This window comes from Streptomyces chattanoogensis, assembly GCF_001294335.1.
Lineage (GTDB): Bacteria > Actinomycetota > Actinomycetes > Streptomycetales > Streptomycetaceae > Streptomyces > Streptomyces chattanoogensis.
Genome location: NZ_LGKG01000024.1, coordinates 217,983 through 241,333, shown reverse-complemented (window position 1 = coordinate 241,333; position 23,351 = coordinate 217,983). Strand labels below are relative to the sequence as shown.

The following is a 23,351-nucleotide window of genomic DNA, read 5'->3' as shown; positions in this document are numbered from 1 at the left end:
CCCCACCCCCCCCCAAGCCAGTCCATGGCCCCAAGCCAGCCCACGGCGTCGAGCAGGCCCACGGCGTCGAGCTGGCCCAAGACGCCAAGCCGGATCGTGGCGTCGAGTCGACCCACGGTGCCGAGCCCGTGGCGGCTTCAAGTCGACCCGAGGCGTGGAGTTGGCGGAGCCCCCAAGCCGACCGCGCCCTTAAGCCAGCCTGAGCCGCCGAGCCGGGCCCGAGGCGCCAAGCCAGCCGAGCCGCCGAGCCGGCCCGAGGCCCCACCCCACCCAGCCCCCACGCCCGGGGCCTACTCCCCGTCCGCCGCTATGCGCCTGCCTCTCCCGCCACCTCCACATACCGCTGCGCGAATTCGAGCTCCAGGCGGATCTGCTTGATGCGCTCCTCCACGACCAGGGATCCGTGCCCGGCGTCGTAGCGGTAGACCTCGTGCGGATGACCGCGCTGTTCCAGGCGCTGGACGTAGTTCTCCACCTGGCGGATGGGGCACCGTGGGTCGTTGACGCCCGCGGAGATGTAGACCGGCGCCCGCACCTTGTCCACATACGTCAGCGGTGACGACGCCTCGAAGCGCTCGGGGACCTCTTCCGGCGTACCGCCCAGCAGGGTGCGGTCCATCGCCTTGAGCGCTTCCATCTCGTCGTTGTACGCGGTCACATAGTCGGCGACCGGGACCGCCGCCAGGCCCACCGCCCAGACCTCCGGCTGAGTCCCGAGGCCGAGCAGGGTCAGATAGCCGCCCCACGAGCCGCCGGCCAGTACCAGCCGCTTCGGGTCGGCCAGGCCGGAGGAGACCGCCCACTTGCGTACCGCGTCGATGTCCTCCAGCTCGATCAGTCCGACGCGGTGCTTGAGCGCATCGGTCCAGGCGCGGCCGTAGCCGGTCGAACCGCGGTAGTTGACGCGGACGACCGCGAAGCCGTGGTCCACCCAGGCCGCCGGGGACGAGGCGAAGGCGTCGCTGTCGTGCCAGGTCGGGCCGCCGTGGATGTCGAAGACCGTCGGGAACGGACCCTCGCCCGCGGGCCGCTGCACCAGGGCGTGGATACGGCCGCCGGGGCCGTCCACCCAGGCATCGGTCACCGGCACCGACCCGGGCGCCTTCATCCCCGGCGGGTCCAGCACCACCTTGCCGCTCGTCGACCGCACCTCCGGCGGCTGCGCCGCGGAGGACCACAGGAACTCCACCGTCCCATCCGGCCGCGCCGTCGCGCCCGAGACCGTACCCGCCGGGGTCTCCACCCGGGTCAGCGCACCGCCGTCGGCACTGCCGTCACCGGCCGCCCCGAGGCCGTAGCGCCACAGCTCGCTCCGCGCCTGGTACTCGTGCTCCACCAGCAGCGCCGACCCGTCCGGATACCAGTCCGCACCCACATCGCCGGGCAGATCTATCTCCAGCGCCGTCTCCACCCCGGTCAGCGGATCCCAGATCATCGGCTCCCAGCGGCCCCGCCGCTGATGCCCCACCAGCAGCCGGGGGTCACCGTCCACCGGCGCGAAGCCCATCACGGACAGGCCCAGCTCCTCGGTCCCGCCGTTGCTGTCGTCCAGCTCCGCCACCGTCGAGCCGTCCTCCGCCCGTACGACGCGGATCGCGGAGTGCATCGCATCGCCGTGCTCGGTGTGCTCGATGGCGATCAGTGAGCCGTCGTGCGAGAGGCCGCCGACGCCCGCCGATTCGCGGTGGCGGTAGATCTCCACGGGCGGCTGTCCGGGCCGTACGACATGGACCGTCGAGCCCTCGTCGTCCGTGGAGCGCCCGACGACCGCGGTGCCGTCCCGCGCGATCGACAGACCCGCGGGGAACGAGGCGGCCAGGCCCGGGGTGGCCGGCTCGTCCGGGCCGCCCGCGAACGGCTGGCGCATCCAGACGCCGAACTCGTCCCCGTCCGTGTCGGAGAACCACCAGATCCACTCGCCGTCCGGCGACAGCGTGCCGTCCGTCGTGCCGTTCGGCCGGTCCGTGGCCTGCCGCTGGCCGCCGGTCGCGCGGTCCCATGCGTACAGCTCGAAGGTGCCGGTGGCGTTCGAGACGAACAGGGAACGGGCCGGGGCGTCCTCGGCCCAGTCCGGCAGGCCGATCCGCGGTGCCCGGAACCGCTTCTCCCAGTCCGGGAGGTCCGTGGAGGCGGACGAGCCCGCGGAGGCCGCGGAACCGGCGGCGCCGGGCGAAGGGGCCGGGTGGCCGGGACGGTTCGGATGGTCGGGGTGGTTCGGGTCGGACGCCTCGGCGGAGCCTGTGGTCTCGTTCGTCATGGGCCCATTCTGCGCCCGGCGCCATAAATGCGTTGGCGGGGCCGTCAGCCTGTGGATAACTTCGCCGCATGTGCCCCACGCCCCGACATACCGGTCCCGCTGACTGGCGCGAGACGAACCGCGCGAGGTGGGACGAACGCGTTGCCCTCCACACCGCGAGTGAGTATTACGACCAGGACGGATTCCGCCGGGTCCGGGACGTGATCCGCGACTTCGAGACCGCGGAGGTCGGCGATGTCACCGGCCGTACGCTGCTGCATCTCCAGTGCCACTTCGGCCAGGACACCCTGTCCTGGGTCCACCGCGGCGCGGCCCACGTCGTCGGCCTGGACTTCTCCGAACCGGCCATCGAGACCGCCCGCGAACTGGCCGCCGAACTCGGCTACGGCCCCGACCGCGCCTCCTTCGTCGCCGCCGACGTCTACGACGCCGCCGAGGCCGTCCCCGACGCGTCGTACGACATCGTCTACACCGGCATCGGCGCCCTGAACTGGCTCCCGGACGTGGTTCGCTGGGCCGAGACCGCCGCCTCCCTCGTCGCTCCCGGCGGCTTTCTCTACCTCGCCGAATTCCACCCGCTGTGCGACGCCCTGGACGAGGAGACGGGCTCGCGCATCACCTACGACTACTTCAGCCGCGATGCGTGGGTGGAGGAAACCCCCGGAAGTTATACGGACTTCAGTGCGCCGACCGCCAACAATCGCAGCGTCGAATGGCAGCATCCGCTCGGCGATGTCATCACGGCCCTGGCCGGCGCCGGGCTGCGGATCGATTTCCTGCACGAACACGACATGACCATGTTCGAGCGATTCCGCGCGCTGCGGCGCAACGACGACGGCTTCTACCGGTTTCCCGGCAACCGGCCGCGCATTCCTCTCATGTACTCGGTGAAGGCGAGCCGTCCGGGTCCTGCGGAGTGAGCCGCGCCGGGGCCGCCGGCGTTCCGGCGAGCCCGCCGGCTGGTGGCCGACGGGCGCCGGCTCCCCGGCCGCGGCCGTGCGGACGCCTCAGCCTGCGGCCGCGTACACCCGGCTGGCGAATTCCGCGATCTGTTCGTCGCTGAGATTCTTCGCGAGATTGGCCTCGGTGATCATTCCGACCAGCTGGTGACCGCCCTTGACATCGATCACCGGAAGGCGCTTGATCTGGTGCGTTTCCATGGTCTGCAGGACTTCGGTGGCGTCCGCTTCGGCGTCGATCCAGTGCAGCGGCCTGTCCAGGGAGCCGGCCTGTACCGTCGCCGGATCGATTCCTTCGGCGCAACACCGGATAACGATGTCACGGTCGGTGATCATGCCCGTGAGCCTGTTGTTGTCACCGCAGATGGGCAGACAACCGACGTTCATGTCGCGCATCATTTTCGATGCGTCGAGGAGCGTCTGGTGGGCGCCCACGCACTGCACCCCGGCGGTCATGATGTCTCGGGCCTTCAGCGTCTTAGCCATGATTTCTCCCGCCTTCGGAGCGTTGATTTCCCCCGCTTTCGATGACACCACGATTGGCTCTGTGCCGCTTCCTGGGGTATGGCCGGTGCGGGCGGGGGCACCGACGGTCATACAGCCGTACAGCCGGGCGCGCCCCGTCCCGGTCGCGGGCGTGTCCGTCCCCGACCGGCCGAAGGCGTGCCCGCGGGTCATCCGGGATTGCAGGAAAGCGCCGCACCGTCATCAATTCGACGCACCGTCACGGACCCATTCCGGACGTCTCATTGGGGACCCGATAAAGACGCCCCGTTGGAGGCCCGATAAACACGCTGCTCCGCGCCCCGCCCGGCTAGCCCTTCTGGCGGTCACGCCAAACCGCCGCTCCGCGCTGACGTGCCCGTACGCTCGCCCGCGTGGTGAAAGTCGTGAATATCGTGGATGCGGTCAAACGATTGCTGATCGGCCGCGCGCTGCCCAGTGAAGGCCTGCACGAGACGCTGCTGCCCAAACGCCTGGCGCTGCCGATTTTTGCCTCCGACCCGCTGTCGTCGGTCGCCTACGCCACCCAGGAAATCCTGCTGGTCCTCACCCTGGGCGGACTGGCGTATCTGCACTTCGCCACCTGGGCGGCGGTCGCCGTGGTCTGCCTGCTGGCGGTGGTGGTGCTGTCCTACCGGCAGGTCGTGTACGCGTACCCGTCGGGCGGCGGCTCGTACGAAGTGGTCTCGACCAATCTGGGGCCCTCGGCGGGCCTGGTGGTGGCCGCGTCCCTCCTGGTCGATTACGTGATGACGGTCGCGGTCTCGGTCGCCTCGGGCGTGGACAACATCATCTCCGCCGTCCCGTCCCTCAATGCGTACCGGACGGGGATGGCCATCGCCTTCGTCGCGCTGCTCGCCACCGTGAACCTGCGCGGTGTCCGCGAATCCGGCCGCGCCTTCGCCGCCCCCACCTATCTCTTCATCACCGGGGTGCTCATCATGTGCGCCACCGGACTCTTCCGCTGGCTGATCGGTGACGCCCCGGTGGCCGAATCCGCCGCGTACGGCATCGAACCCGCACCCGGCGACGCCGACCTGGCCGGCCTCGCGCTGCTGATGCTGGGGCTGCGGGCGTTCTCCAGCGGGTGTACGGCGCTGACCGGTGTGGAGGCCATCTCCAACGGTGTCCCGGCGTTCCGCAAGCCGAAATCGCAGAACGCCGCGACCACGATGGGCGCCATGGGCCTGATCGCGATCCTGATGTTCTCCGGGATCACGGCGCTGGCCCTGATCTCCCAGGTGCATATCGCCGAGGACACCTGCCGGCTCACCGGCTTCACCGGCAACTGCCACACCACCCCGCAGCGCACCGTCATCGCCCAGCTCGCCGCGTCGGTCTTCGGCGGAGCGCACAGCGTCGGCTTCTTCTACATCCAGACCGCCACCGCGCTGGTCCTCGTCCTCGCCGCCAACACCGCCTTCAACGGATTCCCCCTCCTGGCCTCGATCCTGGCCCAGCACCGCTATCTGCCACGCCAGCTGCACACCCGCGGCGACCGGCTGGCCTTCTCCAACGGCATCGTCGCGCTGGCCTTGGTGGCCGGAGCCCTGCTGTGGGCCTTCCACGCCTCCGTCACCAACCTCATCCACCTCTACATCCTGGGCGTCTTCACCTCCTTCACGCTCTCCCAGACCGGCATGGTCCGACACTGGAACCGCGCCCTGCGCGCCGAGCCGACCGCGGCCCGACGGCGGCACCACCACACCGCCCGCGCCATCAACGCCGTCGGCGCCGTGGTCACCGGACTGGTGCTCGTCGTCGTGCTGCTCACGAAATTCACGCAGGGTGCCTATCTGGCGGTGATCGCGGCCGTCGTGCTGTGGGTGATGATGCGCGGCATCCGCCGTCACTACGACAACACCGCGGCCGAGCTCGCGGTTGCCGACCCCCGGGCGGAGACCGTGGCGCCCTCACGCGTCCACGCCGTCGTCCTGGTCTCCACCCTCCACAAACCGACGCTCCGAGCCCTGGCCTACGCCCGCGCCACCCGCCCCGACGTCCTGGAAGCGCTGACCGTCGCCGTCGACCGCAACGAGGCCGAGGCGCTCAAATCGCAATGGGACGCAACGGGTTTCGACACCCCGCTGAAAACCCTCGCCTCCCCCTACCGCGAGGTCACCCGTCCGGTCGTGGAGTACGTACGGTCCATCGGCCGCACCAGCCCCCGCGATGTGATCAGCGTCTTCATCCCCGAATACGTGGTCGGCCGCTGGTGGGAGAACCTGCTCCACAACCAGTCCGCCCTCTGGCTCAAAAGCCGTCTGCTCTTCGCCCCGGGCGTCATGGTCACCAGCGTCCCCTGGCACCTCAGCTCGTACGAACGCCACCCGCACCGCCCCAGCCGGCGCGCCCCCGGATCCGTGCGCCGGGGGGAGCCGGCGCTGCCTCCGTGGTCCCGGACCGCCGGGCCCGGATCGCAGCCGGAGCGTGGCCGGTAAGAGCCGGCAAGAGTTGTCACCCCGCTCACAAGAGGCAGGTCGCCGGTGCTCCACGGCGCCTGCACCCGTGATCGTCATGAGTACACTCGCCCACCATGTGTGAGGCCCAACGGTACCGAAAATGGCAGGAATTACTCGATTATCGACCATGTGCGGCCGGTTGCACCCGGTGCGGAAAGGTCACGCCGAAAGCGGTCACAGCCGTCCCCCTCGCCTCCTGCCGACGGTCCGCCGGCCGAAGACACACCATCCCCGCCGCGGCCGCGGCCGCGGCCCTCCCGGGCCCGGCGTGAGGCCCCGCTCGAACCGAGGCCGGCACGCGCAGTCGCGTGATCCGCGCGGACACTGGCTGCTCCTGGTCCTCGTCCTCCCCATGATGTTCGGCGCCCTGCTCTTCGAAGGGTGGACCACCCACGAGGTCGACGCCGCCACGAGGCGGCAGGACTGCACCAGCCCCGTGCCCGAGGCCGTGGCCAAGGGCGGCCCGGTCCTCCGGTTCGACGGTGACAGGGTGACCTCCGCCGCGGTGCCCGCCCGTACCGTCGCGCTCACCTACGACGGGGGACCCGACCCCGTATGGACGCCCCGCCTGCTCGGCCTGCTGCGCAGGCACCACGCCCACGCCACCTTCTTCGTCAACGGCGCCAAGGCGGCCCAATACCCGGACCTGGTGCGGCGGATCAGGGCCGAGGGCCACGAGATCGGCTCGAACACCTACACCGGTGCCGCCATGGGCTCGGCCTCGCCGCTGCGCGCCTCGCTCGAGCTGTCGCTCACCCAGCAGGCGCTGGCGGGCTCCGCGGGCATCCACACCGGTCTGCTGCGGCTGCCGCAGACCACCGCGGTGGACACCATGTGCGGCGCCGAGTGGAAGGCGGCCCGGCGGGCCGGCGCGCAGGGGTACACGCTGGTCGCCGCCGACCGGTGGTTCCGTAAGCCGTCGCAGGGCCTGATTCGGCAGCTCGACCAGGACGATGTCGCCTACAAGGAGACCGAGAAGCTGCTCGGCGACCGGAGTGTCGAGAAGTTCACCACGGTGACGTCCGGCGCCGGGATGCTCTCGACCGATATGCCGGCGTCCGTCCTCGAGCGGTGGCAGGGCACCGCGCTGATCTGGACCAAGGCCCTCGGGCACGCGTTTGTCGGCGGGATGACCTGGGTACTCGGGATCGCGGGCGCGCTGGGGGTGCTGCGACTGCTGATGCTGGTCTTCTTCGCCCGCACCCATGTCCGGCGGCTGACGCGCTTCCGCCCCGGATCGCCGCGGCTGCGGGAGGTCACCGACCCGGTGACGGTCCTGGTCCCCGCCTACAACGAAGAGGCGGGCATCGAGTCCACCGTCCGTTCGCTGCTCGCCTCCACCCACCGGCAGCTGCAGATCATCGTGATCGACGACGGGTCGACGGACCGAACCGCGGACCTCGCCGGCCGGATCGACGATCCCCGCGTCCTGGTGATCCGGCAGCCCAACGCCGGCAAGGCCGCCGCCCTCAACACCGGCCTGGCGCATGCGGGACACGACATCGTCGTCATGGTCGACGCCGACACCGTCTTCGAACCGGACGCCGTCCAGCGTCTCATCCAGCCGCTCGCCCACCCGGCCGTCGGCGCGGTCAGCGGCAACACCAAGGTCGGCAACCGGCGCCGCCTGCTGGGCAGATGGCAGCACCTGGAGTATGTCTTCGGCTTCAACCTCGACCGCCGGATGTTCGAGGTGCTGGAGTGCATGCCGACCGTCCCCGGTGCCATCGGCGCCTTCCGCCGGGACGCGCTGATGGGCGTCGGCGGGGTCAGCGAGGACACCCTCGCCGAGGACACCGATCTGACGATGGCCCTGTGGCAGGCGGGCTGGCGGGTGGTCTACGAAGAAAACGCCATCGCCTGGACCGAAGTTCCCACCTCCCTGCGCCAGTTGTGGCGGCAGCGCTACCGCTGGTGCTACGGCACGCTCCAGGCCATGTGGAAGCACCGCCGTGCCGTGGCCGAACTGGGCCCGGCCGGACGCTTCGGCCGCCGCGGGCTGAGCTACCTCGTGCTCTTCCAGGTCGCCCTGCCGCTGCTCGCGCCGGTCGTCGACGTCTTCGCGCTGTACGGGGCCCTCTTCCGCGGTCCCGTGCTGTCGGCCGGGGTGTGGCTCGGCTTCCTCGCCCTCCAGCTGACCTGCGCCGGATACGCGCTGCGGCTGGACGGCGAGAACGTGCGGGCGCTGTGGGCGATGCCGTTCCAGCTCCTGGTCTACCGGCAGCTGATGTATCTGGTGGTCATCCAGTCCGTGGTCGCCTTCCTCCTCGGCACCCGGCTGAAATGGCAGCGCATGCAGCGCTCCGGCACCGCCGCACAGCAGATCGGGCAGCCGGTGGCGTACCGGAGTCTGTCCTCGAGATGACGGGTGACGAACGGCACATGCTTGACGGAGGGTTTGGTGAAGAGCCCATGACCGACTGGCCGGGCGGGATACCCGACGGGGACCGGTACGGAGGCGGGAGCCCGCCCCGGTCCGGCGACCGCAGGCGCCGCACCCGCCGTGGCGGCCGTGGCGGCCAGGGCCCCCGGGTCAGGACCGCCCCGCCCCGCCCCAGCCGGCGCCGCCGGCTGACGCGACTGGCCGTCCTTCTGGCCGCCGTCCTCGGCCTCACCTCGCTCGGCACCTACGTCTGGGCCGACACCGAGCTCCAGCGCGATGTCGACCTCGGCAGGATCAGCGGCCGGCCGCCGCAGGGCAAGGGCACCAACTACCTGATCGTGGGGTCCGACAGCCGCGTGGGCCTTTCCGTCAAGGACCGGAAGGACCTGCACACCGGCGGCTCGGCGGACGCGGGCCGCCGCACCGACTCCATGATCCTGCTGCACACCGGCGCCCACGGCACCACGATGATGAGCCTGCCCCGCGACTCCTGGGTGACGCTCCCGCCGTACATCCGCCCCGAAACCGGCAAGCACTACGCCGCCTCGAAGAACAAGCTCAACGCGGCCTTCTCGCTCGGCGGCCCCAACCTGCTCATACGGACCATCGAGCGCAACACGGGCCTGCGCATAGGGCATTACACCGAGATCGGTTTCGCGGGATTCGTGGGCATCGTGGACGCCGTGGGCGGTGTGCCCCTGTGCCTGGACAAGGACATCAAGGACGAGAAGTCGGGCGCGAACCTGACGAAGGGCTGCCATACGCTCGACGGCCGCACGGCGCTCGCCTTCGTCCGCCAGCGCCACCAGGAGGCCCAGGGCGATCTCGGCCGCAGCAAGAACCAGCAGAAATTCCTGGCCGCGCTTGCCCACAAGACGGCCACACCCGGCGTCATCCTCGACCCGTCCCGGGTCTACCCCACGATGAGCGCCGGGCTGGACACGCTCGTCGTGGACAAGGACATGAGCCTGTGGAACCTCACCTCGCTCTTCGAGGCGATGAAGAAGGTGACGACCGGTAACGGCAAACGGCTCAATGTCCCCGTCGCCGGCCTCGGCTTCCCGACCCCGAAGGGCAGCGCCGTGAAGTGGGACCTGCCCCGGGCGGAGAAGCTCTTCGCGGAACTGCGCGACGACCGCCCGGTGGATGTGGCGGACGGGGTGGGCAAGGACCAGGCCCGTCCGGCGGATCAGGGTCGGAAAGGCCCTGGACGGGTTGTCCCGGGACGGCGCGGGCCCTCGTCGTGCGACTTTCGTTGCTGTGCGTCGCGACGAAAGGTGCTGTCGTCGCCGGGGGAGGTTGCTTAACGTGGCCGCGTGAGACGTGTGGAAGGTACGGACCCCGCGAAGCGGGCCCGCCGGGCGCTGGTGGCGGGGCTGCGCTCGGCGCCCCGGCGGATGGCCGATCCGGTCAGGGCGCTCTTCGCGCCCGGGATGTGGTCCCCCGGGCGCATCGCGGGCGAATCGCTGCTGAGCGTGATGGTGGGGCTGCTGGCGGCGGGTGCCGAGGCCCTGAACGGCGGCGGCGCCGTACGGATCGCCGGCGTCGCGCTGGCCGCCGTGGTGCTGTCGCTGCTGCGCCGGGTGCTGCCCGCGACCGTACTGCTGGCGGCCGCCGCCGGTTCGGGGCTGTCCCCCGGACTCGCGCCTCTGGCCCTGCTCGCCAGCTGGTCGGCGGGGCGGCGGATCTCCGGGGTCGGCAGGGCGCTCGGCACCTTCGCCCTCGCCTACGTCCTCGCCCTCGCCCTGTCCTTCGTGGAGCAGCTGCCGAACCTCTCGCCGGTGCTCGTCGTCATCGCCGCCCTGTGGCTGCTGGTCGCGGTCGTCGTGCCCGGCCTCGCCGGCCGCTACTGGTCACAGCGCGGCACGCTGCTGAACACCCTCCGGGAGTACAACGCCCAGCTGCTGCGCGAACGCGCGATGATCGCCGGGCAGGCCCGGATGCGCGAGCGCCAGCGCATCGCCCAGGACATGCACGACAGCCTCGGCCATCAGCTCGCGCTCATCTCGGTGCACACCGGCGCGCTCGAGGTGGACCGCGAGCTGACCGGGCGTCAGCGGGAGGCCGTGGGCGTGCTCCGGGAGGCGTCGGTGGCCGCGATGCACGAGCTGCGTGAGGTGGTGGGGCTGCTGCGGGACGGCACCCAGGCACCGGGCCAGGGACCCACCGCCCCGGCTGCCGCCGGCATCCCCACCCCTGCGCTCGAGGCCATGGAGGACGGGGACGCCAGGGCGCCCTCGCGCGGAGTGGTCGGCATCGAGGGCCTGGTGGAGGCGTCCCGGGGCGTGGGCACGGCCGTCGAGCTGCGGCGCTCCGGCGCACCGCGGCCGCTCGCCCCGACCGCCGATCACGCGGCGTACCGCGTGGCCCAGGAGGGCCTGACCAACGCCCACAAGCACGCCCCGGGCGCCTCGATCACCATCGCGCTGCGGTACGAGCCGGACTCCCTGGTCGTGGAGGTCGCGAACGGTCCCGCACCGGAGACCGCGGGCGCCGGGCGGAGCGTGGTGAGCGGCGGTCAGGGGCTGACCGGGCTCAGGGAGCGGACCCGGCTCATCGGCGGCATGGTGCACGCGGGCCCGACGGCGGACGGCGGTTTCCGGCTGGCGGGCGTGCTGCCGTACACCTCCTCCGAGGGCGGCGCCCCGAGCCCGTCGCCCGGCGGGGCGGCGACGACGTTCGTCGAGGGGACGGGCGACTTTTGGCGGCAGACCCCGGCGGGTTCCCTGGGCGAGGGTGATCCGGTCATCTACGGGAACGGGCTGCCGAAGGAGCTGGCCAAGGCTATGGGCACGAAGAAGAGGGGCAGCCGCGTGGCCATCGGCTGCGGGCTGGCGGCGCTGGTCGTCCTGCTGCTGATGGTCGCCGCGGTCGTCGGGCTGGTCCTGCTCGCGGGGGAGTCCGACAAGGCGACGATCGAGCCGGGGCAGTACGACGGGGTGAAGGTGGGCCAGGCCGAGACGGCGGTCCGCAACCAGCTGCCGCACGGGGACTCGTTCCTGACCGAGGGCCTGGACAAGGGCGCGCCGCCCGTGCCCCAGGGGGCAGACTGCCTCAGTCTGCCGTCCACCGAGCCCGGCAGCAGCTGGGACAAGACTCCTGTCTTCCGGTTCTGCTTCAAGGGCGGAAAGCTGATCGAGAAGAAGTCCTTCGAGGTCATGTCGTAACCCGGGAAGGGTGGCCATGACGTCGGGGCGGCGGTTGGATCGGGGATGATGGCGAGTGGCCGCAGCCGGGACCGCTCAAGACCGCGCAGGAGAGTCGTGATCAGGGTTCTCGTCACGGACGACGAGCCGCTCATTCGGGCGGGTATCAGGATGATTCTCACGTCGGCCGACGACATCGACGTCGTCGCGGAGGCGGCCAACGGCCGCGAGGCGGTCGAACTGGCCCGCGCCCAGCGGGTGGACGTCGTGCTGCTCGACATCCAGATGCCGGTCATGGACGGGCTGACGGCCCTGGCCGAACTCCGCCGGACCGTCCCCGACACGCGGGTGCTGATCCTCACGACGTTCGGCGAGCAGGCGAACGTGCTGCGCGCCCTGACCGGGGGCAGCGCGGGCTTTCTGCTCAAGGACTCGGCGCCCGCGGAGCTCATGGGGGCGGTACGGGCCGCCGCGGCCGGCGACGCCTATCTGTCGCCGGGTGCCACCCGTCACGTCGTGGACTCGCTGGCCTCCGGCCACGGCGCGCTCCGCGCCGAACAGGCCCGCCGCCGGCTGGAGACCCTGACGGACCGTGAACTGGAGGTCCTGGCGCTGCTGGGCGAGGGGCTGTCGAACGCGGACGCGGGGGAGCGGATCCATATGAGCGAGGCCACGGTGAAGACGTACGTGAGCCGGATCCTGGCCAAGCTGGGCTGCGAGAACCGGGTCCAGGCCGCCCTCCTCGCCCGGGATGCCGGCCTGGGCACCTGACCGGAGACCCTGCGGTGGTCCACCGCGTTGCGTTGCCCTGTGCTGAGCCGCGGTCAAGGAGTGCTCGGCTGACTGCGAGAGCGCCAGGGACTTACCGCCCGGCCTGAACGGACGACGAACCGTTCACCCATATGCCCCACAGCAGTACCCGTACCAGCACTTCCCACCAGTACCGGAAAGACGGCCATGCCCAGATTCCCTGTTCTCCGCACCACCTCACTGCTCTCCGCCTCCGTGCTGCTCACCCTCGGCGCCACCGCCTGCAGCCCCGACAAGAAGGACACCGCCCGCACCACGCCCTCCGCCCCGGCGGCCGCCGGGCTTCCCGCCTCGCTGACCTCCCAGAAGCTCGACTGGCAGCCCTGCCCGGCGCCGTCCACGGCCCAGGGCGGCGAGGGCAGGGCACCGGGCAGGCTGCCGGACGGTACGGCATGGGAGTGCGCGAATCTGAAGGCGCCCCTGGATTACGCCAAGCCCGCCGGCGACACCATCGGCCTCGCGCTGATCCGTGCCAAGGCCGAGGACGGCGGCAAGCGGATCGGCTCGCTGGTCTTCAACTTCGGCGGCCCGGGCGCATCGGGCGTGGCCACCCTGCCGGAATACGCCGCGGCCCAGAGCCTGCGCACGCGCTACGACCTGGTCAGCTTCGACCCGCGGGGCGTCGGCAACAGCGCGGGTGTGAAGTGCGTGAGCGACAAGGAGATGGACAGGCTGCGCGACGAAACCCTCGATCTGGCCGGGACGGCCGCGCAGAGCAAGAGGATCGCGGCGGCGTGCGAGAAGAACTCCGGGAAGGTGCTGCCGTACGTCGGCACCGAGAGCGCCGCCCGTGACATGGACCTGATGCGCCAGGTCCTGGGCGACGCCAAGCTCAACTACTTCGGGATGTCGTACGGGACCGAACTCGGCGGCGTCTACGCCCATTTGTTCCCCAAGAACGTGGGCCGCACCGTTCTGGACGCCGTGGTCGACCCGACCAAGGACCCGGCACAGGAGTCCCTGGGCCAGGCGAAGGGCTTCCAGCTGGCGCTGGACAACTACCTGGCGGACTGCGCCGAGAATCCCGCCACCTGCCCGTACCGGAGTCCCGAGGAGGGGCGCCGGCGGATCGCCGGCCTGCTGGCGAAGGCCGGCAAGAAGCCGCTGCCGGCCAAGAGCGGGCGCAGGCTCACTCAGGAGAACGCGGTCGTCGGCATCGTCGCGATGCTCTACTCCAAGGAGACCTGGCCGGTACTGTCGCTCGCGCTCACCGCCACCGAGCAGGGCAGCGGTGACCCCCTCCTGATGATGGCCGACACCTACAGCGGCCGGAACGACAAGGGCCGCTACAACAACCTGCACGCCGCCAACGGCGCGATCAACTGCGCCGACACCAAGCAGCGCAGCACCCCCAAGGATGTGCAGGCCAGGCTGCCGGAGTTCCGCAAGGCGTCACCGGTCTTCGGCGAGCTGACCGCGAAGGGTCTGCTGGGCTGCACCGGCTGGCCGGTCACGGGCAAGAGCGACACCCCCGAGGTCTCGGCACCGGGCGCCGCCCCCATCGTCGTCATAGGCAACGCGGGCGACCCGGCGACTCCCGTCGAGGGCGCCCGCAAGATGGCCGACAAGCTCGGCAAGGGAGTGGGAGTGCTCCTCACCGTCAAGGGTGAGGGCCATGGCACGTACGGCGTCAACGAGTGCGCCACCACGGCCGTGAACGGGCACCTGCTGGACGGCAAGGTCCCCGCGGACGGCACCGTCTGCTCCTGACGACCGCGTAGGACGAAGGGCCGCCCGCCGACCGCCGGGCGGCCCTTCCGGCATCCCGCGCAACCGGTCCGCCGGTCGCGGCGCGTCCTCTCCCGACCCGTTCGGCGGCCATGGCCACCGGCCCGCCGCGGTACGGGTCAAGGCGGCGGGCGCTGTGCCCGGCACTGCCACGGGAGAGGGATGACGTGAAGGTTCCGGCTGCGGGCGCAGGGGGCACGGTGCTGGGGCTGCCGGTCGCGGCCGCCCGCCTGGCGTCGTTGCTGGCCCTGGGCGGTGCGGTGTCCGGTGCCGCCGTCTCGGCGCGGATCGCGGTCCGGGCGGGTGAGCGGGCGGCCGGGATCGTCTCGGCGGGCTTCGGTGTGGCCGAGGGCCAGTGGCAGTGGGCGGGCCGTGCCGCGGGAGCGTTGCGGGATCTGGCGCACGGCGAGCGTCCGCGACGGGTGTGGGCACGTGGCGGCCGGGCGCACATCCAGGCGCACGGCCTGTCCGGAAGCGGCGAACGGCACCACCACTATGTGCGCGCGCTCACCGGGGCGTTGCACCGGATCGAGGGGGTGCGCTGGGCGGAGGTGAACGCGGTCACCGGGCATGTGCTCATTGCGTACGCCGAGGGTTCGGTCGGCCTCGAGCGCCTGGTGGAGGCCATCGAGGCGGTGGAGGAAGCGCACGATGCGCGCCGGGCCGTCGACCGTACGGACCAGCGGCACCCGGACACGGACCGGCGGCACCCGGACGACGACCTGGCCGCCTCGGCCGCGGCGGTGGCGCTCGCCGCGGACTGCCTGGGGGCGGGCGTGGCGCTGCTCGGCCGGATGTCCGCGCTGCCGGTCGTGCCCAGCCCGGTACGCGCCGCGGTGGCCCTGGCGGATGCGATGCCGCAGGTCAGGCGGCTGCTGGAACGGCGGATCGGGCACACCCGGGCGGACGTGCTGCTCGCCGTCGTCAATGCGGCCGTGCAGGGGACGGCCTCCGGCGCGACGCCGCTTGCGGTGGACGCGGTGTACCGGGGCTTCCAGCTCTACGAGATCCTGGCGCGCCGGCGGGCCTGGAATCTGCGCGAACCGGAGCTGGTCGTGCCCGCACCGGCCGCGCCGGACGGCGCGGCGCAGCATCCGCAGGAGTGCCTGGGGCGCAGCCAACGGCCGTGCCCGCTTCCGCCGGGACCGGTGGAGAAGGCCGCCGACCGTACCGCGCTCGGGCAGCTGCTCGGCGGTGCCGCGATCCTGCTCGGCACCGGTGACCCCGCCGCGGCCGGGGACGCGATTTTGGCCACCGTCCCGAAGGCGGCGCGGCTGGGGCGCGAGGCGTTCGCCACGGTTCTCGGACACGACCTCGCCCGGCGGGGAGTGGTGGTGCTCAATCCGGTCGCGCTGCGTCGCCTGGACCGCATCGACGCGGTGGTCATCGACTCCTCCGTGCTGTGCAACGGCGAACTGAGGCTGCTCTCCGCCGTCTCGACCAGCGATGCCCATGACGACGCGGCGGTGTGGCGGCTCGCGAGCGGCGTGCTGGGCGCCTGCGGGGAGTCCGGCCTCCCCGGCGGGGGACCCTGGCCGGGGAGCGAGGGCTGGCGACTGGTGCGGGCGGAGGACGCACCGTCGGGCAGCGGCCCGGCGCATCCGGCCGGAGTGACGCTGGACCTGGTGGACCGTACGGGCCGGCGCGGCGGCAGGGTACGGGTGGGCACCTCGCTCGATCCGCTGGCGGAAGCGGTGCTCAGCGCGGCACATGAGGCCGCGGCCACGGTGGTCCTGACCCAGCACGCCAGCGTGGCCGAACTGCTCGCCTGGGGCGACGAGTCCGCGCCCGAGGCCGACGAACTCACCGCACAGGTCCGGTCCCTGCAGCGGGACGGCCACGGCGTGCTGGTGATCGCGCACGACCGGCAGCCGGCCCTGGACGCCGCCGACGTCGGCGTGAACGTACTGCGCCGTCCCGGGGCGACCGACTGGTGCGCCGACCTGGTGTGCGGGCCGGGGCTCGCCGAGGTGTGGCGGCTGCTGGGCGCGGTGCCCGCCGCGCACCGCGCCGCCGGGCGGGCCGCCCGCTTCTCGCTCAGCGGCTCGGCGCTCGGCGCGCTGCTCGTCGCCGGCCGAAGACGCCGCCGCAGCGGGATGCCGGCCCGGGCGGTCCCCGCGTGGCTGGACCTCCCCCCGGCGCACGCCGCCTGCCTGACCGCCATGCTGGCCAACGCCCTCACCGCCCGCCGGCTGGACCACCGGCCGCTGCCGCCTCCCGTGGTCCGGGACGCCTGGCACGCGCTCAGCGCGGACGAGGTGTACCGCCGGCTGCACCCCGGCTCCACCACGACAACGGAGCCCGACGGCACCGGCACCGCGACGGCCATGCGGAACCACGTACTCCGCCTCGGCCACCGGATCGTGTCGTGGGGCGAGGACCGTCCACTGCTCGGCCGCGCCGTGATCACCCCCGTCCGGGGCGCCATGCGGCTGGCCGCCGCCGCACAGCACGAGCTCGACGATCCCCTGACCCCGGTACTCGCCCTCGGCGCCGCCGCATCGGCCATCGTCGGATCCAGTGTGGACGCGCTGCTGGTCGTCGGGGTGATGGCCGGCAACGCGGTGATCAGCGGAGCGCAGCGGATGCGGGCCGAGCGGGCCCTCGGAGAGCTGATGCTCGGTCAGCAGGTGAGGGCGCGGCTGCTGTGCCCGGACGAGCAGCAGTCCGGACGGCAACCGCTCGGGCAGCTGCACCACACGCCGAGCGAACGGGTCCCCGGCGAGTCGCTGCGGACCGGTGACCTGATCGCGCTGCGTGCCAACGACGTCGTGCCGGCCGATGCCCGGCTGCTGTGCACCGATGCCCTGGAAGTCGACGAGGCGGCGCTCACCGGTGAGCCGGTGCCGGTGGAGAAGACCGCCGAGCCGGTGCCGGGCGCCGATCCGGCCGAACGCCGCTGCATGGTCTACGAGGGCACCACGGTGCTGGCCGGAAGCGGTATCGCCGTGGTCGTGGCCACCGGCGCGGCCACCGAGGCCGGGCGGGCCGCCGCCGTCGCCGGGCAGGTCGACGCGTCGGCGGGGATGCAGGCCCGGCTCGCCGAACTCACCGGGATCGCGCTGCCCGCCACGGGCATCGCCGGTGCCGTCGTGACCGGCCTGGGCGTGCTGCGCGGGCTGCCGTTGCGCCGGGCTCTGGAGTCGGGGGTCGCGGTGGCGGTGGCCGCCGTGCCCGAGGGGCTTCCGCTGGTCGCCACCGTCTCGCAGCTGGCCGCGGCCCGCCGGCTGTCCCGGATCGGCCTGCTGGTCCGGTCCACCCGGGCGCTGGAGGCCCTCGGCAGGGTGGACACCCTGTGCTTCGACAAGACCGGCACGCTCACCGAGGGCCGGCTGCGGGTCACCCGGCTGGCCGGACCGTCCGGACCCGTGCCGACCGGCGGGCCGGTGGGCCGGCGCCTGGTGTGTGCCGCCGCCCGCGCCTGCCCGCCGACCGAGGGCGCGGCCCCGCCGCTCTCACACGCCACCGACCGGGCCGTGGTGGCGGCCGCCCACGCCGCGGGCGAGGACACCGCCTGGAGGCTCGTCGAAGAGCTGCCGTTCGAGACCGGCCGCGGCTACGCCGCCTCGCTCGGACGGGACGGCGATACGGCGGTGCTCGCGGTGAAGGGTGCCCCGGAGGTCGTCCTCGCCCGCTGCACCCGGGTACGGGGCACCGGTCACGGCGGCCGGGAGGGAGAGCCGCTCACCGACCTCCGGCGCAGGGCCGCCCAGCGCACCGTGGGCCGGCTGGCCGCCCAGGGCCTGCGGGTACTGGCCGTCGCGGAGCGCACCGCGGCCGGTGCGACCGCGGTGCGCGGCCGGATCGCCGAGCACGTGGACGAGCTGACACTGCTGGGATTCGTCGGCATCGCCGACACTCCGCGGCCGGCCGCGGGCGCCATGGTGCACCGGCTCGGGGAGGCCGGGATCCGGGTCGTCATGATCACCGGTGACCATCCAGACACCGCCGCCGCGATCGCCGCCGAACTCGGTATCCCGCACGCCGAGCGGGTCCTGACCGGCGCCGAACTGGACACGCTGCCCGCCCCCGACCGCATCGCCGCGGTCACCGAAGCCGCCGTCTTCGCCCGGGTGTCGCCCGCGCAGAAGGTGCGGATCGTCAAGGACCTGCGCAAGGCCGGCCGGGTGGTGGCGATGGCCGGCGACGGTGCGAACGATGCCGCCGCGATCCGCCGCGCCGACGTCGGCATCGCGGTTGCCGGACGCGGCTCCGGCTCCGCCCGCACCGCCGCCGACCTCGTCCTCACGGCCGCCGACACCGGGGTCGTCCTGGACGCGCTGCGCGAGGGCCGGGCCCTGTGGGACAGCGTGCGGGACGCCGTCGCCATCCTGGTCGGCGGCAATGCGGGCGAGGTCGCCTTCACCGTCCTGGCCACCGCCCTCAGCGGCCGCACCCCCCTGAGCACCCGTCAACTCCTGCTGGTGAACATGCTGACCGACATGCTCCCCTCGCTGGCCGTGGCCCTCACCCCCGCCAAGGGCGACCCGCAGGGCGTCCGCCCGCTCGGCGCGGGCCCCGCGCGTGGTTTCGTCGGTACGGACATGGCTCGCGCACTGGCCGTACGCGGCGGCGCCACCGCGCTCGCCGCACTGACCGCCTGGCAGATCGGCCGGCTCACCCGGCTCGTCCCCGTCGGCAGCCGCCGCGCCTCCACCATGGGCCTGACCGCACTGGTCGGCGCCCAGCTCGGCCAGACCCTGCTCACCCGCTGGCACAGCCCCCTCGTCCTCGGCACCAGCGCCGTCTCCGCCCTCGCCCTCCTCACCCTCGTCGAAACCCCGCTGGTCAGCCAGTTCTTCGGCTGCACTCCCCTCGGCCCGTTCGCCTGGACCGTCGTCGCCTGCTCGGCCACCGCCGCCACCGTGGGAGCGGCGGTCAGTGCGCGGCTTCTGCGGTAGCGGACTGCGCATGCCGCCTGCCCGTACGGCAGGACGACCCATACGAAGAAATCTCCGTCCGCCGTCCGTACATTGGGCAGTGCCTCCTGCACGGTGCGATACGCCATGTGCTGCACCGCTTCCGGCCATGGCCTGGACGGGACCGCCGCCGCAGGTCACCGGCACCTCCATGCCCTGCTCGGCGTCCACCCTGCGACGGTGTAGGCAGCACGCAATGGTCAAGAGCTCTCAACTGTCAGTCCCCCCGGGTAGGTTCGGATGTATGACGACAGCGGCGATCGCGAAGGGTGCCGGGCATTCCCGGTTCACCTTCCGTGTGCGCCTGTCGTCGACGGCCCGGCGTGCACTCGAAGGCGAGTGGGACCGGTGCCGGTGGGTGTGGAACGAGTGTGTTGCCCGCTCGAAGAAGGCGCACGCCGACGGTGAGAAGGTCGGCCCGGCCGCGCTCGACAAGATGCTGACCGAGGCCCGCCGCACAACGCCGTGGCTGGCCGTTGGGTCGAGTGTTCCTCAGCAGCAGCTCGTACGGGATTTCGGCAAGTCCCGTGCCAAGGCGGTCAAGGACATCAAGGACCGTGTGCCGCAGCACGGGAAGACCGCCGTGCAGAAACTCGCCCGCTACCAGCGGATGATGGCCCGCAGGAAGCCCAAACGGGGACAGGCCGCCTCGAACGGCTACCGGGCTGCGAAGGCGCAGCTACACAAGAGACCATCCGGGGCGCCGCCCCGTATGGCGGCCTGAGCTAGAAATCCCCACATCAGCCCTGGAGGGTAAGGAACCCCCTCCCTTCAGGGAGGGGAGGTTTCAATAACTGCTCTGCCGTGTCCATGCGTTCCCCCTGGTCGCCCGCACCCCTCAAGACCGGAAGATCGTACAAGCGCGGTCAACGCACCTCTCAGGAACGTGAGTTACGGCACCGCTCTGGCCTGTTCGCGTCCGGCATGTCACCCTGCCGCACGCTCGTTGCCACCACCGACCCGCCGGACAAGGAGACGGGGATGACTGACTCCTATGGCCTCAATGGCCTCAATGGCCTCGACGACGTCCATGACGTCCATGACGGCGGCCAATCGACCGAACAGGCCCTCAGGCGGCGTCATGCGGCACGCGGACGAAGCGCCACCGACCGCGCCGAGGCCACCTGCCGGTACGTCGGCATCCCGAGCGACGCGGCCGAAGTCGTACCGACGGGCCCGGCATCGAGGGCCGCCCATGCCGTCCGGCTGTCCGTGCGGGCGCTGGTCCGTCTTCCGGAGAGCTCCCCCGACCCCGCGGCAGACGCCCGTTGTGCAAGAAACGCCTCCGCCGCGGCCGTCGTTGCCGCCCAGATAGCCCGGGAGCACGGCGACACCGCACTCTCCGAAGCCGCCTTCCACGCCGCCATGGCAGCCTCCCGGGCCGCCGGAGAAGCCGCAGGGAGGGACGGCATGGGCCGGGACGAGCCGTTGAACGCCAAGGCGGATGCGGCCGAGGCGGCCGCCGTGGCTGCGGCCGAGAGGGCCGGGTGGATGTGAGGCACAGCCGAAGCAGGATGGGCAGGCCTCACAAGAACAGCCCGAAGGCATGGTCGAGCGACCAGCTCTGCCAGCTCATCGCGGCCAGCGCGGTCACCGAGATCAGCGCCATCATCAGGTTCTGCCCCTGCTCCGCCCAGTCGTGGATCATCAGCACCAGGTAGATCAGGTTGAGTACCGCCCCCGCGATCAGCGCGACCGGCGTCAGCAGGCCCGCGATGAGGCCGAGCCCGAGCGCCAGCTCCGCGTAGGCGACGAGGTAGGCCATGGCCCGGGGGCGGGGCTTGACCAGGCGGTCGAAGCCGCGCCGTACGACGGGCCACCGGTGCTTGGCGGCGATGCCGGCCGCCCAGGTGATCCCGCCGCCCTTGAACCAGGTCTTCTTGTCCTTGTGGCGCCAGCTCTCCAGCCACCACAGGCCGAGGCCGATACGGAGGACCGCGAGCCATTCGGCTCCGCCGAGCCAGATCGTCTGCATGGTGTTCTCCCCAAAGCCGGGTAGCTGACGGTCCGTCAGTGCAGCGGACATCGCGCGATCCCGCAAGGGGTGCGGATCGCCGTTCGTCCTTGCCGCGACAGGGGTGACCCCATAACCTCGATCTGATGGGGCGTCAGATATGGCGCGAGCCGACAGGGCAGTTGGGGGTACGGCGTGGTCAGCAACGAGCCTGGCAACGGGGAGCTTCCGAAGGTCATCAGCGTGGACGATCACGTGATCGAGCCCGCGCATCTCTTCGAGACCTGGCTTCCGAAGAAGCATCGCGACAAGGGACCGAAGCCCTTCACCGCCGGCATCGGCGAGCTGGAGTACGTCGGCGGGAAGTACCGGTTCACCACCGACCCGGCCGGCCAGATCACGGACTGGTGGGAGTACGAGGGCCTGCTCTTCCCGTACAAGCGCATCATCGCGGCCGTCGGCTTCTCCCGCGACGAGATGACGCTGGACGGCATCACGCGCGAGCAGATGCGGCGCGGCTGCTGGGACCCCAGGGCCCGGCTGGAGGACATGGACGTCAACCACGTGGAGGCATCGCTGTGCTTCCCGACGTTTCCGCGTTTCTGCGGCCAGACCTTCGCGGAGGCCCAGGACAAGGAGGTCGGGCTGGCGTGCGTCCGGGCGTACAACGACTGGATGGTCGAGGAGTGGTGCGGGGACAGCGGCGGCCGGCTGATCCCGCTGTGCCTCATCCCGCTGTGGGACATCGATCTCGCGGTCGCCGAGATCCGGCGGAACGCGGCGCGCGGCGTGCGCGCGGTGACCTTCAGCGAGATCCCCACCTACCTGGGCCTGCCGTCGATCCACTCCGGCTACTGGGACCCGTTCTTCGCGGCCTGCGAGGAGACCGGGACGGTCGTGAACATGCACATCGGCTCGTCCTCGCAGATGCCGGCCGCGTCGCCGGACGCCCCGCCCGCCGTCCAGGCGTCGCTGAGCTTCAACAACGCGATGGCCTCGATGATGGACTTCCTGTTCAGCGGCGTCCTGGTGAAGTTCCCGCGGCTGAAGCTGGCGTACAGCGAGGGGCAGATGGGCTGGATTCCGTACGCCCTGGAGCGCGCGGACGCCGTCTGGGAGGAGCACCGGGCGTGGGGCGGGGTCAAGGACCTGATCCCGGAGCCCCCGTCGACGTACTACTACCGGCAGATCTTCTGCTGCTTCTTCCGCGACAAGCACGGTGTCGAGGCGATCGAGACCGTCGGGATCGACAACGCCACGTTCGAGACCGACTACCCGCATGTCGACTCGACCTGGCCGCACACGAAGGAGGTGGCCGCCGATCACGTCGGCGGCCTGCCGGACGAGGTCGCCTACAAGCTGCTGAGGGGGAATGCGATCCGGATGCTGGACCTGCCCTTCGACCGCGACCGGGCGGCTGCGGCCGTCTCCTGAGCCGGGCGGCCGCACCCGCTGCGTGCGCCCGTCAATCCCCCGCGGGACAGCGCCACTTGAAGTGGGTGAGCTGCCGCGCCCTGGCCTCGACGACCGCCATCCGGGCGTCACGCTCCGCCGCATCGGTGTGGGACGCCTGGCCGGTGGCCTGGCCGGGCCACTTCCGGTAGAGGAGACCGACCTCGGACGAGAACCAGCCGCGGCTCGTCGCGTTCAGGGCGAGCAGCAGGCCGGTGTCCTCCGACGCCGGGAGGGCCATCCAGCCACCGAGGGCGAGCAGCAGGTCGCGGCGGACGAAGAGGGTCGCCGGGTGGACCTGGGCGCGGAAACCGTTCGCCTTCCAGAAGTCGAGTACGGCGCCGCGTTCGACCGGGCCCGCTTCGGGGTCTCCGGGGAAGCCGGCGGTGGAGCCGTCGGGCAGCAGGTCGAGGACGCGCGAGGTCGCCCAGGCGATGCCGGGGTCGGCTTCGAGGGCGGCCAGGTCGCGGGCCAGCGTCCCCGGAGGCAACTGGTCATCGGCGTCCAGGACCTTGACGTATGCGCCGTCCGCGTGGGCGAGGGCGATGGTGCGCGCGACGCCGGGGCCGCCGGGCCGGCCCTGACGGAAGGTCACCCGCTCGTCGTCGGGGACGTGGGGGGCGACCGCGTCGCTCGTGCCGTCCTCCTGGATGACCCAGTGCCACTCCCAGCCCTCGGGCAGTTCCTGCCGGCAGAGCGAGCGGTAGGCGTCCGGAAGGAAGGGCGCCGACGGGGCGTGGACGGCAGTGACGATGATGATGCGCCGGCGCACGGCAC

At 71.9% G+C, this 23,351-nt stretch carries 14 protein-coding genes and 1 pseudogene; 11 read left to right on the top strand and 4 right to left on the bottom strand.

Annotated elements, in window-relative coordinates:
* Positions 1-307 precede the first annotated feature (307 nt).
* Positions 308-2,257: a S9 family peptidase gene (locus ADL29_RS06715; RefSeq protein WP_245689179.1), complete on the bottom strand. Its 1,950-nt coding sequence runs from the start codon at positions 2,255-2,257 to the stop codon at positions 308-310.
* Between the two features lie 68 nt (positions 2,258-2,325).
* Between ADL29_RS06715 and ADL29_RS06710 the strand changes: the two genes are divergently transcribed.
* A complete protein-coding gene (locus ADL29_RS06710) occupies positions 2,326-3,177 on the top strand; it encodes a class I SAM-dependent methyltransferase (protein WP_053922790.1) in 852 nt (283 codons plus the stop codon).
* Positions 3,178-3,264: 87 nt separating this feature from the next.
* Here ADL29_RS06710 and ADL29_RS06705 read toward each other — a convergent pair whose 3' ends face one another.
* Positions 3,265-3,702, bottom strand: a complete 438-nt coding sequence (locus tag ADL29_RS06705) for a CBS domain-containing protein (protein ID WP_053922789.1) — start codon at positions 3,700-3,702, stop codon at positions 3,265-3,267.
* A gap of 392 nt (positions 3,703-4,094) precedes the next feature.
* On the opposite strand from ADL29_RS06705, the gene ADL29_RS06700 reads away from it, so the two are divergent.
* The 9 genes and pseudogenes from ADL29_RS06700 (at position 4,095) to ADL29_RS06660 (ending at position 20,665) form a co-directional block, all read left to right on the top strand.
* Positions 4,095-6,161 carry an APC family permease gene (locus ADL29_RS06700; RefSeq protein WP_245689177.1) on the top strand — a complete coding sequence of 689 codons (2,067 nt, stop codon included), beginning with the start codon at positions 4,095-4,097 and terminating at the stop codon, positions 6,159-6,161.
* A gap of 289 nt (positions 6,162-6,450) precedes the next feature.
* Complete coding sequence (locus ADL29_RS06695; protein ID WP_053922788.1) at positions 6,451-8,547, top strand: bifunctional polysaccharide deacetylase/glycosyltransferase family 2 protein; 2,097 nt, start codon at positions 6,451-6,453, stop codon at positions 8,545-8,547.
* A 47-nt stretch (positions 8,548-8,594) separates the two neighbouring features.
* Entirely contained in the window at positions 8,595-9,872 is a 1,278-nt protein-coding gene (locus ADL29_RS06690) for an LCP family protein (RefSeq protein WP_078970796.1), read from the top strand.
* 126 nt (positions 9,873-9,998) lie between these two features.
* A complete protein-coding gene (locus ADL29_RS06685; protein ID WP_078970803.1) occupies positions 9,999-11,732 on the top strand; it encodes a sensor histidine kinase in 1,734 nt (577 codons plus the stop codon).
* A gap of 96 nt (positions 11,733-11,828) precedes the next feature.
* Complete coding sequence (locus ADL29_RS06680) at positions 11,829-12,482, top strand: response regulator transcription factor (RefSeq protein WP_046926842.1); 654 nt, start codon at positions 11,829-11,831, stop codon at positions 12,480-12,482.
* 186 nt (positions 12,483-12,668) lie between these two features.
* The gene (locus ADL29_RS06675; protein WP_053922787.1) at positions 12,669-14,231 is read left to right on the top strand and encodes an alpha/beta hydrolase; all 1,563 of its coding nucleotides are present in this window, start codon (positions 12,669-12,671) and stop codon (positions 14,229-14,231) included.
* A 185-nt stretch (positions 14,232-14,416) separates the two neighbouring features.
* Complete coding sequence (locus ADL29_RS06670) at positions 14,417-19,150, top strand: cation-translocating P-type ATPase (protein ID WP_211274259.1); 4,734 nt, start codon at positions 14,417-14,419, stop codon at positions 19,148-19,150.
* A 262-nt stretch (positions 19,151-19,412) separates the two neighbouring features.
* Positions 19,413-19,859 (top strand): annotated as a pseudogene (locus tag ADL29_RS06665) (RNA-guided endonuclease TnpB family protein); the annotation flags it as partial.
* Between the two features lie 290 nt (positions 19,860-20,149).
* Positions 20,150-20,665 carry a hypothetical protein gene (locus ADL29_RS06660; RefSeq protein ID WP_053922784.1) on the top strand — a complete coding sequence of 172 codons (516 nt, stop codon included), beginning with the start codon at positions 20,150-20,152 and terminating at the stop codon, positions 20,663-20,665.
* 28 nt (positions 20,666-20,693) lie between these two features.
* Here the strand turns inward: ADL29_RS06660 and ADL29_RS06655 are convergent, their stop codons facing one another.
* Positions 20,694-21,143, bottom strand: a complete 450-nt coding sequence (locus ADL29_RS06655) for a DoxX family membrane protein (RefSeq protein ID WP_046926839.1) — start codon at positions 21,141-21,143, stop codon at positions 20,694-20,696.
* A 174-nt stretch (positions 21,144-21,317) separates the two neighbouring features.
* Here ADL29_RS06655 and ADL29_RS06650 point away from each other — a divergent pair, with 174 nt between their 5' ends.
* Positions 21,318-22,556, top strand: a complete 1,239-nt coding sequence (locus ADL29_RS06650) for an amidohydrolase family protein (RefSeq protein ID WP_053922783.1) — start codon at positions 21,318-21,320, stop codon at positions 22,554-22,556.
* Positions 22,557-22,587: 31 nt separating this feature from the next.
* Here ADL29_RS06650 and ADL29_RS06645 read toward each other — a convergent pair whose 3' ends face one another.
* Positions 22,588-23,346, bottom strand: a complete 759-nt coding sequence (locus tag ADL29_RS06645; RefSeq protein ID WP_053922817.1) for a glycosyltransferase family 2 protein — start codon at positions 23,344-23,346, stop codon at positions 22,588-22,590.
* Positions 23,347-23,351: the final 5 nt, after the last annotated feature.

Bases quoted from the DNA above. Each gene is read 5' to 3' on its own strand.
- ADL29_RS06715 (WP_245689179.1), bottom strand. From the start codon at position 2,257: ATGACGAACGAGACCACAGGCTCCGCCGAGGCGTCCGACCCGAACCAC.
- ADL29_RS06710 (WP_053922790.1), top strand. From the start codon at position 2,326: ATGTGCCCCACGCCCCGACATACCGGTCCCGCTGACTGGCGCGAGACG.
- ADL29_RS06690 (WP_078970796.1), top strand. From the start codon at position 8,595: ATGACCGACTGGCCGGGCGGGATACCCGACGGGGACCGGTACGGAGGC.
- ADL29_RS06660 (WP_053922784.1), top strand. From the start codon at position 20,150: ATGACTGACTCCTATGGCCTCAATGGCCTCAATGGCCTCGACGACGTC.
- ADL29_RS06705 (WP_053922789.1), bottom strand. From the start codon at position 3,702: ATGGCTAAGACGCTGAAGGCCCGAGACATCATGACCGCCGGGGTGCAG.
- ADL29_RS06675 (WP_053922787.1), top strand. From the start codon at position 12,669: ATGCCCAGATTCCCTGTTCTCCGCACCACCTCACTGCTCTCCGCCTCC.
- ADL29_RS06685 (WP_078970803.1), top strand. From the start codon at position 9,999: ATGTGGTCCCCCGGGCGCATCGCGGGCGAATCGCTGCTGAGCGTGATG.
- ADL29_RS06655 (WP_046926839.1), bottom strand. From the start codon at position 21,143: ATGCAGACGATCTGGCTCGGCGGAGCCGAATGGCTCGCGGTCCTCCGT.